The sequence below is a fragment of the Streptomyces sp. 2-1 genome, assembly GCF_048564895.1.
Taxonomy (GTDB): Bacteria; Actinomycetota; Actinomycetes; order Streptomycetales; family Streptomycetaceae; genus Streptomyces; species Streptomyces phaeochromogenes.
Window position 1 is genome coordinate 3,547,705 of sequence record NZ_CP183383.1, and the last position, 15,241, is coordinate 3,562,945.

16 protein-coding genes are annotated in these 15,241 nt (G+C 70.7%); 7 read left to right on the forward strand and 9 right to left on the reverse strand.

The annotated features are described in order from the left end of the window. The first annotated feature begins 160 nt into the window (after positions 1-160). On the forward strand, positions 161-1,168 hold the full coding sequence (locus tag ACN20J_RS15630) for a Gfo/Idh/MocA family protein (RefSeq protein ID WP_190228156.1): 1,008 nt from the start codon (positions 161-163) through the stop codon (positions 1,166-1,168). 204 nt (positions 1,169-1,372) lie between these two features. Here the strand turns inward: ACN20J_RS15630 and ACN20J_RS15635 are convergent, their stop codons facing one another. Continuing rightward, positions 1,373-3,019, reverse strand: coding sequence for an alkaline phosphatase D family protein (locus ACN20J_RS15635; protein WP_189838219.1), 1,647 nt, complete (start codon positions 3,017-3,019; stop codon positions 1,373-1,375). A gap of 143 nt (positions 3,020-3,162) precedes the next feature. Between ACN20J_RS15635 and ACN20J_RS15640 the strand changes: the two genes are divergently transcribed. After that, the gene (locus ACN20J_RS15640; RefSeq protein ID WP_190228155.1) at positions 3,163-3,951 is read left to right on the forward strand and encodes an SDR family oxidoreductase; all 789 of its coding nucleotides are present in this window, start codon (positions 3,163-3,165) and stop codon (positions 3,949-3,951) included. Between the two features lie 360 nt (positions 3,952-4,311). Here the strand turns inward: ACN20J_RS15640 and ACN20J_RS15645 are convergent, their stop codons facing one another. Together ACN20J_RS15645 and ACN20J_RS15650 are read right to left on the reverse strand one after the other, a co-directional pair. Next, positions 4,312-5,328 (reverse strand): aldo/keto reductase, encoded by a 1,017-nt coding sequence (locus ACN20J_RS15645; protein WP_419666111.1) that lies wholly within the window; start codon positions 5,326-5,328, stop codon positions 4,312-4,314. A gap of 67 nt (positions 5,329-5,395) precedes the next feature. Then, positions 5,396-5,722, reverse strand: coding sequence for a nuclear transport factor 2 family protein (locus ACN20J_RS15650; RefSeq protein WP_189838216.1), 327 nt, complete (start codon positions 5,720-5,722; stop codon positions 5,396-5,398). Positions 5,723-5,920: 198 nt separating this feature from the next. On the opposite strand from ACN20J_RS15650, the gene ACN20J_RS15655 reads away from it, so the two are divergent. Both ACN20J_RS15655 and ACN20J_RS15660 read left to right on the forward strand, forming a co-directional pair. Next, positions 5,921-6,487, forward strand: a complete 567-nt coding sequence (locus ACN20J_RS15655; protein ID WP_419666112.1) for a DoxX family membrane protein — start codon at positions 5,921-5,923, stop codon at positions 6,485-6,487. Positions 6,488-6,604: 117 nt separating this feature from the next. After that, on the forward strand, positions 6,605-6,934 hold the full coding sequence (locus tag ACN20J_RS15660) for a MazG-like family protein (protein ID WP_419666113.1): 330 nt from the start codon (positions 6,605-6,607) through the stop codon (positions 6,932-6,934). An 85-nt stretch (positions 6,935-7,019) separates the two neighbouring features. On the opposite strand, the gene ACN20J_RS15665 is transcribed toward ACN20J_RS15660, so the two are convergent. Further along, entirely contained in the window at positions 7,020-7,994 is a 975-nt protein-coding gene (locus ACN20J_RS15665) for a helix-turn-helix transcriptional regulator (RefSeq protein WP_419666114.1), read from the reverse strand. 191 nt (positions 7,995-8,185) lie between these two features. Here ACN20J_RS15665 and ACN20J_RS15670 point away from each other — a divergent pair, with 191 nt between their 5' ends. Continuing rightward, the gene (locus tag ACN20J_RS15670) at positions 8,186-8,581 is read left to right on the forward strand and encodes a RidA family protein (protein WP_419668886.1); all 396 of its coding nucleotides are present in this window, start codon (positions 8,186-8,188) and stop codon (positions 8,579-8,581) included. Positions 8,582-8,600: 19 nt separating this feature from the next. On the opposite strand, the gene ACN20J_RS15675 is transcribed toward ACN20J_RS15670, so the two are convergent. Further along, the gene (locus ACN20J_RS15675; protein ID WP_361895935.1) at positions 8,601-9,089 is read right to left on the reverse strand and encodes a MarR family winged helix-turn-helix transcriptional regulator; all 489 of its coding nucleotides are present in this window, start codon (positions 9,087-9,089) and stop codon (positions 8,601-8,603) included. Between the two features lie 71 nt (positions 9,090-9,160). Next, complete coding sequence (locus tag ACN20J_RS15680) at positions 9,161-9,676, reverse strand: YceI family protein (protein ID WP_190228150.1); 516 nt, start codon at positions 9,674-9,676, stop codon at positions 9,161-9,163. A gap of 104 nt (positions 9,677-9,780) precedes the next feature. Here ACN20J_RS15680 and ACN20J_RS15685 point away from each other — a divergent pair, with 104 nt between their 5' ends. After that, positions 9,781-10,392 carry a MarR family winged helix-turn-helix transcriptional regulator gene (locus tag ACN20J_RS15685; protein ID WP_419666115.1) on the forward strand — a complete coding sequence of 204 codons (612 nt, stop codon included), beginning with the start codon at positions 9,781-9,783 and terminating at the stop codon, positions 10,390-10,392. A gap of 121 nt (positions 10,393-10,513) precedes the next feature. Here the strand turns inward: ACN20J_RS15685 and ACN20J_RS15690 are convergent, their stop codons facing one another. From ACN20J_RS15690 to ACN20J_RS15700, 3 genes are all read right to left on the reverse strand, one after another. Then, positions 10,514-11,308 (reverse strand): maleylpyruvate isomerase family mycothiol-dependent enzyme, encoded by a 795-nt coding sequence (locus ACN20J_RS15690; RefSeq protein WP_189838209.1) that lies wholly within the window; start codon positions 11,306-11,308, stop codon positions 10,514-10,516. Between the two features lie 145 nt (positions 11,309-11,453). After that, positions 11,454-12,842 (reverse strand): SGNH/GDSL hydrolase family protein, encoded by a 1,389-nt coding sequence (locus tag ACN20J_RS15695; protein WP_419666116.1) that lies wholly within the window; start codon positions 12,840-12,842, stop codon positions 11,454-11,456. 105 nt (positions 12,843-12,947) lie between these two features. Next, positions 12,948-14,321, reverse strand: coding sequence for a PHB depolymerase family esterase (locus ACN20J_RS15700; RefSeq protein WP_419666117.1), 1,374 nt, complete (start codon positions 14,319-14,321; stop codon positions 12,948-12,950). A gap of 247 nt (positions 14,322-14,568) precedes the next feature. On the opposite strand from ACN20J_RS15700, the gene ACN20J_RS15705 reads away from it, so the two are divergent. Beyond that, positions 14,569-15,240, forward strand: a complete 672-nt coding sequence (locus tag ACN20J_RS15705; protein ID WP_189838206.1) for an enoyl-CoA hydratase-related protein — start codon at positions 14,569-14,571, stop codon at positions 15,238-15,240. The last annotated feature ends 1 nt before the right edge of the window (position 15,241 follow it).

Here is a 15,241-nt window from a genome sequence, read left to right on the forward strand (position 1 = left end):
CGCCCCTCCCTGTTTGTGGAATACGCCACCTATGCTCTCAGCTCGTACAGGTGGTCGAGACCATCGCGTTCGAGTCGTCGGTGATGTTCGGGCCGTCGACCGTGTTCGGGTTCGGGTCGTCGGCCATCGGGTGGTCGTGTTCATGGAGCGAGGGGTTGGGATGGCGGGAGAGCGTGTGCGGTGGGGCGTGCTGGCGACCGGTGGGATCGCCGGGGCGTTCACGGCGGATCTGATCGATCTGCCGGACGCCGAGGTGGTCGCGGTGGCGTCGCGCACCGAGGAGTCGGCGAAGGCGTTCGCGGAGCGGTTCGGGATCCCCCGGGCGTACGGCGACTGGGAGAGCCTCGCGGCGGACGAGGACGTGGATGTCGTGTATGTCGCGACTCCGCACTCGGCGCACCGGACGGCGGCCGGACTCTGTCTCGAGGCGGGCCGGAACGTGCTGTGCGAGAAGGCCTTCACGCTGAACTCGCGCGAGGCGGAGGAGTTGGTCGGCCTCGCGAAGGAGCGCGGAAGCTTCCTGATGGAGGCCATGTGGATGTACTGCAACCCGCTGATCCGGCAACTGAAGGCGCTGGTCGACGAGGGGGCGATCGGTGAGGTCCGCACGGTCCAGGCCGACTTCGGGCTCTCGGGGCCCTTCCCTCCCACCCACCGGCTGCGCGACCCGGCGCAGGGCGGCGGCGCGCTGCTCGACCTGGGCGTCTACCCGGTGTCGTTCGCGCACCTGCTGCTCGGTGAGCCCTCGGAGGTGATGGCGAGAGCGGTGCTCTCCGACGAGAGCGTCGATCTCCAGACGGGAATGCTGCTCTCCTGGGAGAGCGGCGCTCTCGCTTCGTTGCACTGCTCTCTGGTGGGCGGCACGTCGACCTCCGCCTCGGTCACCGGATCCGAGGGCCGTATCGACATCCCGTCCGGCTTCTTCCACGCCGACCGCTTCGTACTGCACCGCGACGGCCGCGACCCGCAGGAGTTCACCGCGAGCGCGACCGACGGAACCCAAGCCAGCCTCAAACACGAGGCCATCGAGGTCATGCGCTGCCTCCAGGCCGGCGAGACCGAGTCCCCCCTGGTCCCCCTCGACGGCACCCTGGCAGTAATGCGAACGCTCGACGCGGTACGAAACCGCGTCGGCGTCACATATCCGGGCGAGGTGGCGCCCCTTTAGGGGCGCGGGGAACTGCGCAGTCCTTTGGCTTTCAGGGGCGCGGGGAACGGCGCAGTCCTTTGGCTTTCAGGGGCGCGGGGAACGGCGCAGTCTTTCGGCTTTAAGGGGCGCGGGGAACTGCGCACCCAGCCACGACCGACCCGCACCCGACGAGCCACAGCCACCCACAGTCCCCCACCCTCCAACCCCTCCAAACCGCAGGCACTACACCGGCTTCAGCCCCTGGTCCCCCACCTCGGTGACAAACGACGCGGCGGTCGTGATCGCAGCCCCAGGCGTGGTCACGGCAGCCACCGTCTTGAAGTCCACCCGAGCAAGTTCCCGCCCGAGGCGAACCGTCGAATACCCCCGGTGCCCGTTGTAGTGCTTCATGTGCGGGTTGGCGGCAAGGTAACCGGCCCAGTTGGCGGGCCGGGCGGCCCCGTTCTGCCCGCTGGTGACCGACGTGGCGACGATCTCCGTACCCACCGTCCGCGACCCCGGGTCGGCGAAGTCCCGCTTGAGGTCGAAGGCGTACGACACATGGACGTCGCCGGTGAGCACCATCAGGTTCTCCACACCGGCGGCCTCGGCGCCCGCGAGGAGCCGTCGGCGCGAGGCGGGGTAGCCGTCCCAGGCGTCCATGCTGAGGGTGGTGTTTCCGGCGGTGGCGTGGTTGCGGCGGGCGAAGACGACCTGCTGCGGTATGACGTTCCACAGCGCGTTCGACCGCTTCCAGCCGTCGGTCAGCCAGCGCTCCTGGGCGAATCCGGGCAGGGTCTGCGACTCGGCCTCCGACTCGGGGGTGGGCGTCTTCCAGCCGTCGCCGTTCGCCTGGTCGGTGCGGTACTGCCGGGTGTCGAGGATGTCGAACTGGGCGAGCCGACCCCAGTTCAGACGACGGTAGAGCTTCATGTCGGCGCCCTCGGGCCGCTGCGGGTGGCGCAGCGGCAGGTTCTCCCAGTACGAGCGGTACGCGGCGGCGCGGCGCAGCAGGAACTCCTCCGGCGGTACGTCGTTCTCGGGGATGTCGTCCGCGTAGTTGTTCTCGGTCTCGTGGTCGTCCCAGGTGACGACGAAGGGGTGCACGGCGTGCACGGCCTGCAGATCGGGGTCGGTCTTGTAGAGGGAGTACCGCAGCCGGTAGTCCTCCAGCGTGATCGTCTCCCGGTTGAAGACGTCGGGCAGCACACGGTCGGTGTAGTTGCGCACGCCGCCGACCGAGCTGACCGCGTACTCGTACAGGTAGTCGCCGACGTGGAAGACCACGTCGACGTCGTCCTCGGCGAGATGGCCGAACGGGGTGAAGTACCCGTCGTGGTACGCCTGGCAGGAGACCACGCCCAGCGTCAGTTCGGAGACGTCCGAGCGGGACGAGGGCGCGGTGCGCGTACGGGCGGTCTCGCTGACCCAACTGCCCACGCGGAAGCGGTAGTAGAAGACCCGGTCGGAGTCGAGGTGGCCGACCTCGACGTGTACGGAGTGGTGGAACTCGGGGTGGGCGACGGTCGCACCGCGTCTGACGATGTGTCTGAAGCGATCGTCGCGGGCCAACTCCCAGCGCACGACGACACGTTGAGACGGCAGACCGGAGTCGGCCTGGAACGGGGCGGGCGCGAGCCGGGTCCACAGCACCACGGAGGTGGGCAGCGGGTCACCGGAGGCGACGCCGAGCGTGAAGGGGTTGTCGGTGATCTTCGCCGCGTCGAGTTCCGCGGCACCCGCCACGCCCGCGGTCGGCAGGTTGGTGGCGAAGGCGAGCGCGGCGGCGGCGCCGGTGACCGTGAGGAAACGGCGGCGTCCGAGGTGACGGGCGGCGGCGCGGAGTTCGGGGGCGTGCTGCGACTGTTGCTGGTGGCCTGCGAGTGTCATCTGGCCCTCCCCTGACTGTTGTTGTACTTGGTATTGGAGTGATCAGATTCGACGCCGGACTGTCACGTACACACCAGTCAGATGTCGGACAGATGAGATTCGTGTGGCGGAAGATCGCCTGTCCTCACGTACGCTGCTGGGCCATGAACGCCATGGGAACGAAGATCGCGGTCGTGACGGGAGCGGGCTCGGGGATCGGCCGGGCCGTGGCCGTGGAGCTGCTGCGCACCGGCTGGTCGGTGGCGCTCGCGGGCCGCCGGGCGGAGCGCCTGGAGGAGACGGCGGCGCTCGCGCGGACGGCACGCCCGGGGCAGCCGGCCTCGGAGGACGGCACGTCCTTGTGCGTGCGCACCGATGTCTCGCGCCCCGACGAGGTGGCCGCGCTCTTCGCCGCCGTGCGGGACCGCTTCGGACGGCTCGACCTCCTCTTCAACAACGCGGGCACCTTCGGCCCGGGCGATGTGCCGTTCGAGGAGCTGCCGTACGAGGCCTGGCGGCACGTGGTCGGCACCAACCTCGACGGGGCGTTCCTGTGCGCGCAGGCGGCGTACCGGCAGATGAAGGAGCAGGATCCGCAGGGCGGTCGCATCATCAACAACGGCTCGATCTCGGCGCACACACCCCGCCCGCAGTCGGCCGCGTACACGGCGACCAAGCACGCGCTGACCGGTCTCACGAAGTCGCTGTCGCTGGACGGACGGCCGTACCGGATCGCCTGCGGGCAGATCGACATCGGCAACGCGGCGACGGACCTGACCGAGCGGATGCAGACGGGGGCGCTGCAGGCGAACGGGGAGGTGGTGGCCGAGCCGGTGATGGATGTGGCGGACGTGGCTCGTACGGTGCGGCACATGGCGGAGTTGCCGTTGGAGGCGAACGTGCAGTTCGCGACGGTTCTGGCTACCGCGATGCCGTATGTGGGGCGGGGCTAGGCCGCCGCCGGCCGTACGGGAGAGTGCGGGCCCGCCGTGGCTGATCGCGCCCACGCGGCTGAGCCGCACATCGATACAGCCCCGCGCCCCTGAAGGGGCGGGTACAGCCAGCCAATCTGCACAAACGGAATGGCACCCTCCGGACCATACCTGCCGGTAGCAGGCCTATGCTCGACACTCCTCCACCAGAACTTCACACTTGGAGCACAGGACTTCCGTGCCACACCTCTGGGGGGAGGCGGCAGCCGTTCCGGCGGTTCGGGTGGGGGGATTCCGCGTGGGACCGCGGGATTGCGACCCGGGCCACGGAACGGCTGCCCATCAATCCGGGCTCCGGGCGAGAGCTTGTGCGTGCGCCGCTCAGCGGCCCAGGGCGTCGTCGATCTCGGTCAACTGCCCTGCGGTGAGCGGGCCTTGGGCGAGTGCGCCCGCGTTCTCCTCCGCCTGTGCGACCGAGCGGAAGCCGGGGATGGGCACCGTGCGCGGGCTCCGGGCCCACAGCCAGGCGAGGGCACCCTGGGCGAGCGTACGGCCGTCGCTGGTGAGGACGGACCGGAGGGCGTCGACGCGTGCGAGCCACTCGGGGTCGGCGCCGCCGCCGTCACCGAAACCCGGGAGCCAGGCGGGCGGCCGGCTGCGGATGTCACCCGCTTCGAGGGACCGGCCGGGCCCCCGCCTGCCGGTCAGCAACCCCATCGCCAACGGACTGCGGTTGATGCTCGCGAGGCCCGACTCCTCGCAGAGCACGAGCATTTCGGGCGCGTCCTGGAGGACGTTGAGGCGGTGCTGCACGGCCGCGCAGTGCTCGCCCTGCGCGAAGACCGCGGCCCGCTCCGGGTCGTCGGTGCTCCAGGCGTACGCACGGACGAGCCCCTCCCGGACGAACTCCTCGCAGGTGTCCCGGAGTTGGGCGGCGCGCTCCGGGTCGGCGTCGGAGATGTGGAGCTGGTACAGGTCGACGTAGTCGGTGTCCAGCCGTCGCAGTGAGGCGGCCAGCGCGCGTCGGGCGTACTCCGGGGAGTCGTCGCTGCCCAGGGCGAGCCGGCGCTCCTCGTCGATGACGTTGCCCCACTTGGTCGCGACGACGACGTCGGCCCGCCGCTTGCCCAGCGCCCGCGCCAGGACACGCTCGCTGTGCCCGGTGCCGTACGCGTCCGCCGTGTCGAAGAAGGTGACGCCGAGGTCGAGGGCACGGCGGACCGCCCGTACGGACTCGTCGTCGTCGACCTTGCCCCAGCCCAGGGGCTGCCCGTCGGGGCTCGCCCACTCGCCACCGATGGCCCAGCAGCCGAAACCGAGGGCGCTCACCTCGATACCGCTACGCCCCAGAGTCCTGCGCCCGTCGTCGCTCCGCGTGCTGCTTCCGCTGCTCTCCATGCCTATGGACGCTAGGAGTTGGAGTGCGGGCGAAGGCAAGACCGCGACGGCGGAATCGCCGCGGTCGTTACGCCTGGCCTGTCTCGAAGCGGGAGATCCTGCCGCCGCCGTCGACGGTGAAGCTCCACCGCGTCCGCATCTCGCCCCAGGCGTCGTTGCTGTAGCGGGCGAGGAGGGCGAGGCCGCCGTCCGACTCGTTGTCGACCTCCATATGGCCGTGGGAGTCGAAGATCTCCCGCTCGGTCCACTCGTCGAGGTCGCGGTCCGAGCCGTCGTCGGACATCGTCGCGTCGGGCGTGAGGACCGCCCGGAAGGCGTCCCGGTCATGGGCGTTCACGGCGCTGACGAACTCCCGGACGGCCGGGTTGCTCAGCTTGGCTACCTGAATCGTCATGGACGCCAGACTCACACCGCCCGGCCGCCCCCGCCACCCGAACGGCGGCGCGGGCCAGGACCCGGGATCCCGTTCGGTGCGACGGTGGACAGGCGGCGTACGAGACAGAAGGGGCCGTTCGCGTGAGAACGGCCGACCGGGACACCGGCTGGAAAACGGCTGGACGACGGCTGGGACATCCGAGGAGTGACGACAACCGTGACCTCTTTCGACCGACGCGACCTGGGACTGCTGCTGCTCCGCCTCGGCACGGGCGGGGTGCTCGCGGCGCACGGGACGCAGAAGCTCTTCGGCTGGTTCGGCGGGGGCGGGCTCTCCGGGACCGGACAGTTCATGGAGTCCGTGGGGTACGCGCCCGGCCGGGCGAGCGCCGCAGCGGCGGGCCTGGCGGAGGCAGGCGGCGGCACGCTCCTCGCGCTGGGCCTCGCGACCCCGGCGGCCGGTGCCGCCGCGGCCGGTGCGATGGCGGGCGCGTCGGCGGTGCACGCCCCGAACGGCTTCTTCAACCAGAGCGGCGGCTACGAGCACGCCGCGTCCCTGGGTCTCGCGGCGGCGGGCCTCGCCGTCACGGGCCCCGGCCGGCTCTCCCTGGACCACGCCCTCGGCCACGCGGTCGACCGCCGCTGGATGGTGCCGGTCGCCCTGGCCGGCACGGCAGCCGCGACGCTGGCCGTGGTGGGGCTCCGCAACAAGCGGCTGCGGAGCGAGAAGGAGGGCGAGCAGGGGGAGTTGTTCGACGAGGACAGCATGTCCTACAGCGCATAGGACTACTTGAGACAGCCCAGGACCACTTGGCACCGCCCAGGAGAGGGACCATCACAGGAGAGGGACCGTCAGCGGCACCCGCCCTGGTGCGGCCGGGCTCGTGACAGGCTGATCGTCATGAGCGACGACGATCTCTGGGAGTCCATCGACCGCATCGAGGACCGGCTGACGAGCGCCCAGCCGTCCCGTCCGCACCAAGAGGCCCTGCTCCTGCGGATGTTGAAGCTCTCGGAGGAGGTCGGCGAGGTCGCCGAGGCGGTGATCGGCGCCACCGGGCAGAACCCGCGCAAGGGCGTGTCCCACACGTGGGACGACGTCCAGTCCGAGCTGTGCGACGTGATCATCACGGCCGCGGTGGCCCTGCGGACGCTGACGCCGGAGGCCCGCGAGGTGTTCGCCACGCACCTGGCGCGCGTGACGGACCGCTCGCTCGACCCTGGGGCGTAGGGCTCCGTGCGGGAGATTCCGCGCGCGAAATGTCGTACCGAACCTGCAAGGTCGTCGACGGTCTCAGGACGAGCTCAGGACGAGCTCAGGACGAGTCTCCGTAGCGGGCGACGATCGCGGCGGCACGGTCGCGCAGGGAGGCGCGCAACGACTGCGGAACCAGCGCTTCCGCGTCCGTGCCGAGCTGCCACAGTGCCCATTCGGCGTGCCGGGAGTCCTGGAAGGTCACCTCCAGCCGCAGTCGACCGTCCGCCTCGGGCTCTTCCGCGCGAACGGCCAGGGCGGTGTCCAGCAGTTCCTCCCGCCGCGCCGGATTCACGCGTACCAGCACGGTGAGGTGGTCGCCGCCGGAGAGGAACTGCGCGGAGCGTTCCCGCCAGATCCGGTCCAGATCGACCCGGTTCGGGCGCTGGGCGGGTTCGGGGAGTTCCTCGGCGGCCAGCACCCGCGACAGCCGGTAGGTGCGGTCCGCGCCGGATCTCGTGGCCAGCAGGTAGGCCCGGTCGCGTGCGGTGACCAGGCCGATCGGGTCCACCGTGCGCCACCGCGGCACCTGGCCTGTGGCCGCGTAGTGGATACGCAGCTTGTGTCCGGCGAGCACCGCGCGCCGGACCTCGATCATGGTGGCGCCGGGCACCTCCTCGGTGACCAGCCGGCGTGAGAGCAGGTCGGTCTCCGGCTCGACGAGAAATCGCTGGGCCGCGTCGCTCGCCGCGGCCTGGTGGCTCTCGGGCAGCGCGTCGACCACCTTCCGCATGGCCGAAGCGAGCGCCGAGCCGAGGCCGAACGCCTGCTCGCCGCGCCCCGATCCGGCGGTCAGCAGGGCGAGGGCCTCGTCGTGGTTCAGCCCGGTGAGCTCGGTCCGGAAACCGGGCAGCAGCGCGAACCCGCCGTGCCTGCCGCGTTCGGCGTAGACCGGGACACCGGCCGCGGACAGTGCCTCGATGTCGCGCAGCACGGTCCGGGTGGACACCTCCAGCTCGCGGGCCAGCGTGTCCGCGGTCAATCGACCGCGCTGACGCAGCAGCAACACCAGTGAGACCAGCCGGTCGGCGCGCATACGAGCACGCTATCGAAGACACGACCGAATGCCTGACCGCATGCCTGACTGAATACGTGACTGAGGATGTCGTGATTTGTTGCGAGGCTCGTCAGCAGGACGTCGAAGCCGACGGCTACCGAGCCGATGGCCGTACGTACTCCCCGTGAATCGACATGAGTCGACATGGATCGAATGGAGCTGACGTGGCAGTGGAACGAACGGCGGTCAACCCGGTGGCGTGGTCGGCGGAACTGGGCTTCAACCAGGGCGAGGTCGTCTCCAAACACACCCGGACCCTCTATATCTCGGGGCAGACCGCGATGAGCGGCGACGGCAAGCCCCAGCACGACGGCGACATGGCGGCGCAGTTGGCGCTGAGCATCGACAACCTGGAGGCCGTGCTCGGCGAGGCCGGTATGTCGCTCGCGAACCTCGTCCGGCTCAACGTCTACACGACCGACGTCGATCTGCTCTTCCAGCACTACGGCGTACTGGCGGGGCGGTTGGGCGCGGCCGGGGTGGCGCCGACCACCACGATGCTCGGGGTGACACGGCTGGCGATCCCCGGCCAGCTGGTCGAGCTCGAAGGGACCGCCGTCGCCTGACGCGAGCCCCTTGAGGGCGTCAACTCGGCGGCAGGCAGCGGTCGTCCGGTGCGACGGTCTGCCAGATACGGCGGCCGATGTCGCGCAACTGCCGCTCCTGGGCCCGGGTCAGCGGTTCGAAGACGTAACGGCTCACGGCCTCCGCGTGCCCGGGCGCGGTCGCTACGACCTTGTCCCGGCCCGCGTCCGTGAGGACGGCGAGGGTGTAGCGGCCGTCGGCGGGATCCGGCGTACGGCGCACCCAGTCGCTCTTCTCCAGCCGCTTGACCAGGTGGGAGAGACGGGACAGCGAGGTGCCCGTGAAGCCGGCGACCTCGCTCATCCTCATCGTGCGCTCCGGGGCCTCGGAGAGCATCGCCATCACCTGGTACTCGACGTGGCTGACCCCGGCGTCGCGCTGCAGCTGCGCGTCGAGCGCGCCCGGCAGCCTGACCAGCACGCCGGCCAGCGCGTGCCAGGCCTCCTTCTCGCCGTCGGTCAGCCGGCGAGGCTCCTGCGGGGTCTCCATGGCCGTCACTTTAACGTGACGGTTCAAGTCATCGCCCCGCCCCGCGAGCCCCGTCCCGTACGTGGATTCGCCTACGCCGGCGTACGCGTGAAGGCGAGCGTCGCCGTGACGGTGGTCAGGCCGCGGATCATGCCCAGCTGGTTCCAGCCCATGCCGAACTGCTCCCGGTCCACGGTGAATTCGGCGGTGAGGGTGACCGCGGAGGCGGTCGCGCCGGTGACGCGGGCGGTGACGGTCTGGGGGCGGCTGATGCCGCGGGCGGTCAGCTGGCCGGAGATCTCGACGGTGTCGTCCTGCCGGACCGTGGCGTTGCGGACGGCGAAGACGAGGGAGGGGTGCCGGTCGGCGTCGAAGAAGTCGCCGCCGCGCAGGTGCTCGTCGCGCTTGCGGTTCTTGGTGTCCAGGGACGCGGCGTCCAGGGTGATCGTGCCGCGGGCGGTGCCGTCGGGCTGGACCTCGCCCTCGCCGGTGACGCCGGCGAAGACGCCCTTCACGCCGACCAGGCCCCACATCGTCTTGTGCTTGATGGCGACGGTGGTGCGGGCGGGGTCGAGCTGCCACAGGCCGGTTTCTACGGCGACGGTCATGGGACTTCTCCTGACGGTTTCGAACGATCGACTCAGTAATCCAAATTTGGATGACCCCACGCTAGCCGATTATCCAAAATTGAACAACGGTAGACTTGTGGACTATGGCCGACTCCTCCGCACCCGCCGACCAGCCCGAACGCGAGCCGACGGGCAGCGAAGGGCTGCCGACGGAGGGAAACGGGCTGCCGACGGGCGGAGACGGACTGCTGGCGGGCTGCGACGGGCCGCCGGCCGACGACGCCGGGCTGCTGCCGGCCGAGCTGCGGTCCTGGATGCGCCTGCTGGCCGCGGCCGGGGCGATCGAGCAGTCGCTGCGTTCCCGGGTCAAGGACGCCATGGGGATCTCGCACGACGAGTTCCTGGTGCTGTGCCTGCTGGCCGACCAGCCCGGCTCCAGCCTGCGGATGACCCGGATCGCGGAGTTGCTGGGGCGTCCGAAGACGCGCCTGACCTATCAGGTCGCCTGTCTGCAGCACGCGGGGCTGATCAGCAAGAACTCGGCCTGCGGCGACCGGCGCGGCATCGAGGTGACGCTCACGGACAAGGCCCGCCGCCTGCTGAGCGAGTCCTCGCGCCCCCTGGCCGACGCCGTCTCCGAGGCCATCGCCCGGACGGCCTGCGCCCAGCGATACACGCAACTGCACGACCTGCTGCCGACGCCGCCGGTGTCGCCGGTCCCGGCGACCGAGGGACACGGCACCGAGAAGCCGTAGCAGCCGTAGTCGCTAGTCGCAGTCGCAGTCGCAGTCGCAGTCGCCAAACAGTGAGGGGCTGTGGTGTGCGGGGGCACCCCCGCACACCACAGCCCCTCACCCTCCTTCGCGTACGTACCGGCTAGAAGCCGGGAAACACCTTGCGCAGGTCGTCCAGAGTCAGGCCGTCCCCGGTGAGGGTCACGCCCTTGGGTGTGTTCGCGGGCGCGTGGCGGCCCGTGACGAGCCGCAGCCACCACTCGGCAGGTGTGCTGAGCACGGCGTCGGGCTCGGCCGGTTCGTCGGTGAGCGCGACCGCGTCCCCCAGGTCCAGCCCGAACGAGCGCTCGGGGGACGTGGTGCGGACGGCGACGCGGACGTGCCGGCCGCCGAGGGCGTCGGCCTTGCCGACGAAGCCGATGAGCATGCCGACCTGGTCGAGGAGCGGCTCGGTCGCCGCCCGCGCCAGGCCGACGGTCCGGTCGAAGGCGACCTCCACGTCCCAGGAGTGGTTGGCGAACTCGCTGAGCCGCATGCTCGCGGCGGTGGCCACGTCCACGGGTGCGGGCAGGAACCCGAGGTCGATCCGCAGGTCCTGGCGCGTCTGCGCGTCGAGGTCCTCATAGGCGCGCACCAGCGCCTCGTTGGAGGCGACGAACCCCTCGGCCTGCTCGGCCGGGGGCATCGCGTCCCAGCGCGCCCACACGGACTTGTTGAAGTCCATGTCCTTGGGCCCGGTGCCGCTCAGCGCGCCCTCCAGGGCAGCGAGGCCTATCTCCGCGCCGCTGCCGAGGTGGCTGAGCACCTGGGCGACGGTCCACTCCGACGCCCCGGAGGGCCGGTCGAGGTCGGCGGCGGCGAGGCCGTGCACGACGGTGGTGAGGTAGTCGTGCCCGCTGCGCAGAGCGTCGATGATCCGGTCGGCACGTTCGGTCATGTGTCTCAACTCCGAGGAGATGGGGGTGAATTGGCGGCCCGGTTCGGGCCGCACTCCGAACGGGGCCGGCCTGATGCATCCTTGACTTGCCGCAGTGATTAACTTGAACCTTCAAGCTGGACCGTAGGTCATTCCACTTGAACCGTCAACCGACATCGAGCCGCGCGGGCGCCTGCCGGAAGAGCCGCAGCGGGACGGCCGCGGCCAGCACCCGATAGCCCTCCGGGTTGAGGTGCAGCCAGTCCCCGTCGTGCAGGGTGGACAGCAGCCGGCGCGGATCCCCCGGGTCGCGGACGGCACGGTCGAAGTCGATGACCGCGTCGAACGTCCCGCTCGTACGGATCCAGGAGTTGACCGCCTGCCGGGCCGACTCACGGTGCCCGTCGGGGTCGTCGTACATGGTGTTGCCGCCGAACGGCGTCAGCGTGGCCCCGTACACCCGGATGCCCTGCGCGTGCGCGCGGACCACGATCTGCTCGTAGGCGGCGATCAGTTCGGCGGTGACGCTCCGCTGGGCGGCCGGGGTGGCCGCGGCGGTGCCGAGGTCGTTGACCCCCTCGAAGACGACCAGCCAGGAGACGCCACTGCGGGACAGGACGTCGCGGTCGAGGCGGGCGAGGACGTTGGGGCCGAGTCCGTCGTTGAGGACGCGGTTGCCGCCGGCCGCCTGGTTGAGGACCGCGACGTCCGAGGTCGCGGCCCGGGCGTGCAGCCGGTCCAGGAACCGGTCGGGCCAGCGGTTGTTCCCGTTGGTGGTGGAACCGCGGCCGTCGGTAAGCGAGTCGCCCACGATCGCGACCGCCGCCGTGCCGCGCCCGGAGAGCACCTCGACATCACTGAGCAGGTACCAGTGGTTGACCGGGGTCGCCTCCGGCAGGTCCAAGTCCCTTGTGCGGTCGGCCTTCTGGAGGTACGAGGTGGTGCGTGATCCCGGGTGCGAGGTGAGCGCGAGGGAGGGCTGGCCCTCGGCCAGGTAGGCGGTCACGGTCAGGTTGGAGCCCGGCCGGAGGTCGAAGTCCAGTGCGTCCGAGACGACTTGGGCCCCGGCGGGCACGGTCGCCGAGCCGCGCCCGCCGAAGGTCACCCGCCGCAGCGAGCCGGGCTCGATCGCCGCGACCCCGGCCCGTCCGTCGAGCGGGAGCGCCACGCTCACGGCCGTGAGCGGCAGCGCGGTGTCACCGAAGGCGTTGGAGAAACGCAGCCGCACACGCTCGCCCCCGGTCGAGACACGCACGGTCTGCCGCAGCGTCGTGTCGGCCAGGACGGCACGGTCCTCGGTGAACGGCGGAGGCGGCATGTTGCCCGGCTCGGTGAGCTGCGGCATCGCAGTCCAGGTGTTGACCCAGTGCCGGGCGGCGGCGGGCGACGCGGTCAGACGTCCGGTGCCCCCTTCCTCGGCCCGAGGCCCCTTGACCAGGGCCACCAGGGCGGACGAGGTCACGACGAGGGCCAGGACGAGGACGAAGGGGGTGAGCAGACGGGGGATCAGGTGGGCGAACGGGGCTCTTCTTGATGTGGACGGTCTCGCGGGCATGCTGAACTCCTCCGGAGCGACGGGCGGGGGTCCTGGCGGCCGAGGACGCACCCCCGGCCGCCAGGATGTGACAGAGCATCAAAACGAACGACTACTGATGACCCGTCAACTCACGCTGCATGCCGTTCCGTTGAGGGTGAACGCGGTCGGTGGCCCGCTGTTTCCGCCGTGATTCGCCTGATAGCCGATGCCGACGCTCGCGTTCGGCGCGATCGTGCCGTTGTACGTGGCGTTGGTGGCGGTGACCGCCCCGCTCGCCGGGGCGTAGGTGGCGCCCCAACCGTTGGTGATCGTCTGCCCGGAGGGCAGGGTGAAGGCCAGCTTCCAGCCCTCGATGCGGGCGGTGCCGGTGTTGGTGATCGTCACGGAGCCGGTCAGTCCCGTACTCCACGCGTTGGTCGTGACGGCCACCTTGCAGGCGCCGGGCTGAGGTTGGGGCCCGGGGCCCGAGCTGTCCAGGCCGAAGAACGTGAGGACCCGGGCCGCCATGCCGTACGCGTACAGGTTGTGGCCGACGCCCTGGAGGCTGATGGCCTCGACGGGCGCCCGGTCACCGGTGGAGCCGTACCGGGTGCGGGTCCAGCCGGACTGGGGCGAGTCCGTCGCGGCCGGGGTCTGACCGACGCCCAGCACATTGGTCCACTGTTTGATCTCCTCCCCGAAGTTGGGGTACCGCAGGACGTCGTCCTCGGTGCCGTGCCACACCTGCATCCGCGGCCGGGGACCGGTGTAGCCCGGGTAGGCGGTGCGGACGAGGTCGCCCCACTCCTGCGGGGTGCGGATCACGGTGCCGCCGGAGCACGCGCTGTTCCACTCGGAGCCGTCGGTGGTGGCGAAGCAGCCGAACGGCACGCCCGAGAACGCGGCGCCCGCCGCGAAGACGTCCGGATAGTCGCCCAGCAGGACGTTCGTCATCATCGCGCCGGAGGAGATGCCGGTGGCGAAGATGCGGCTGGTGTCCGCGGAGTAGGTGCGCGTCACCCAGTCGACCATCGACTTGATGCCGACGGGGTCGCTGCCGCCGCCGCGCCTCAGCGCCTGCGGCGAGGAGACGTCGAAGCACTTGCTGGCGCGGGTGACCGACGGGTAGACGACGATGAACCCGTAGCGGTCGGCGAGCGAGGCGTACTCGGTTCCGGAGTACATCGCCGGGCCGGATCCCGTGCAGTAGTGGACGGCCACCACGACCGCGGGGTTCGCGGTGACGCTGTCCGGCACGTACAGGTACATCTGGAGGTTGCTGGGGTTGGTGCCGAAGCCGGTGACCTCGGTGAGTGCGGCGGCGGGTGCGACGATCGGCGCCGCGGCGGGAGCGGCCGTGCGGGCCGCCGCCCCGGACGTGGTCGGCTCCGTGCGGGCCGCGGCCCCGGGTGCGCCGAGAAGCAGGGTGGCGAGGAGGGACACGAGCGCTCCGAAGAGCACTGCGAGCCCCGAACGCGACGGTCTCCTCACGGTGTTGCTGCTGCCAGTGGCGGACATGTCCGTCCCTTCCGGATCGCGGCTCGTGGGGAGGCCGCGATGGAGTGGTGGCGTGATGGAGCGACACCATGCGACGGGGCCGGTCGCATGGCATGGTCATGACTGTCGTGGAAGCGCTCCCACAACGGGAGACCGAAACCGGCCACTGCGTGACGTGCGAACCGCCGGACACTCCCCCTCGCAGACCGTTGCGCGTTCACCCTCGCGGGCATAAGTTACCGATAGGTAACCTCACGAGGGAGTCATCATGCCCATGCTCGACCGCCAGGACGACGTCTTCGTACTCGACCTCGGGGACGGCGAGAACCGCTTCCACCCCGACTGGATCGCGTCGGTCGACTCCGCCCTGGACGAGGTGGAGAAGGCGGAGGGGCCGCGCGCCCTGGTGACCGCCGCGACCGGCAAGTTCTACTCCAGCGGCCTCGACCTGGACTGGCTGTTCGCGCACGCCGACCAGCAACAGGAGTACGTCAGCAGCGTCCAGGAGCTGTTCGCGCGGATGCTCTCCCTGCCCGTGATCACGGTGGCCGCTCTCCAGGGGCACACCTTCGCGGCCGGTGCGATGTTCTCGCTGGCCCACGACTTCCGTGTGATGCGCGCCGACCGCGGTTTCTGGTGTCTGCCCGAGGCCGACATCAACATCCCCTTCACACCGGGCATGTCCGCGCTGATCCAGTCCCGGCTGACCCCGCAGACCGCGCACGAGGCCATGACCACGGCCCGCCGCTACGGGGGCGGCGACGCCCTCACCGCCGCCCTCGTCGACCACGCGGTGGCCGAGGACGCCGTACGCACGACCGCCGTGGAACTCGCCCGGGCCCAGGTGGGCAAGGCCGGCCCGACCCTCGGCACCATCAAGTCCCGTATGTACGAGCCCGTTCTCGCGACCCTGCGGAACGGGGACACCCCCCTCGGCTGAG

Excerpts from the sequence above, each read along its gene's own strand:
- ACN20J_RS15630 (WP_190228156.1), top strand. The coding sequence starts at position 161 with ATGGCGGGAGAGCGTGTGCGGTGGGGCGTGCTGGCGACCGGTGGGATC.
- ACN20J_RS15635 (WP_189838219.1), bottom strand. The coding sequence starts at position 3,019 with ATGACACTCGCAGGCCACCAGCAACAGTCGCAGCACGCCCCCGAACTC.
- ACN20J_RS15640 (WP_190228155.1), top strand. The coding sequence starts at position 3,163 with ATGAACGCCATGGGAACGAAGATCGCGGTCGTGACGGGAGCGGGCTCG.
- ACN20J_RS15645 (WP_419666111.1), bottom strand. The coding sequence starts at position 5,328 with ATGGAGAGCAGCGGAAGCAGCACGCGGAGCGACGACGGGCGCAGGACT.
- ACN20J_RS15650 (WP_189838216.1), bottom strand. The coding sequence starts at position 5,722 with ATGACGATTCAGGTAGCCAAGCTGAGCAACCCGGCCGTCCGGGAGTTC.
- ACN20J_RS15660 (WP_419666113.1), top strand. The coding sequence starts at position 6,605 with ATGAGCGACGACGATCTCTGGGAGTCCATCGACCGCATCGAGGACCGG.
- ACN20J_RS15665 (WP_419666114.1), bottom strand. The coding sequence starts at position 7,994 with ATGCGCGCCGACCGGCTGGTCTCACTGGTGTTGCTGCTGCGTCAGCGC.
- ACN20J_RS15675 (WP_361895935.1), bottom strand. The coding sequence starts at position 9,089 with ATGGAGACCCCGCAGGAGCCTCGCCGGCTGACCGACGGCGAGAAGGAG.
- ACN20J_RS15680 (WP_190228150.1), bottom strand. The coding sequence starts at position 9,676 with ATGACCGTCGCCGTAGAAACCGGCCTGTGGCAGCTCGACCCCGCCCGC.
- ACN20J_RS15685 (WP_419666115.1), top strand. The coding sequence starts at position 9,781 with ATGGCCGACTCCTCCGCACCCGCCGACCAGCCCGAACGCGAGCCGACG.
- ACN20J_RS15690 (WP_189838209.1), bottom strand. The coding sequence starts at position 11,308 with ATGACCGAACGTGCCGACCGGATCATCGACGCTCTGCGCAGCGGGCAC.
- ACN20J_RS15695 (WP_419666116.1), bottom strand. The coding sequence starts at position 12,842 with ATGCCCGCGAGACCGTCCACATCAAGAAGAGCCCCGTTCGCCCACCTG.
- ACN20J_RS15700 (WP_419666117.1), bottom strand. The coding sequence starts at position 14,321 with ATGTCCGCCACTGGCAGCAGCAACACCGTGAGGAGACCGTCGCGTTCG.
- ACN20J_RS15705 (WP_189838206.1), top strand. The coding sequence starts at position 14,569 with ATGCCCATGCTCGACCGCCAGGACGACGTCTTCGTACTCGACCTCGGG.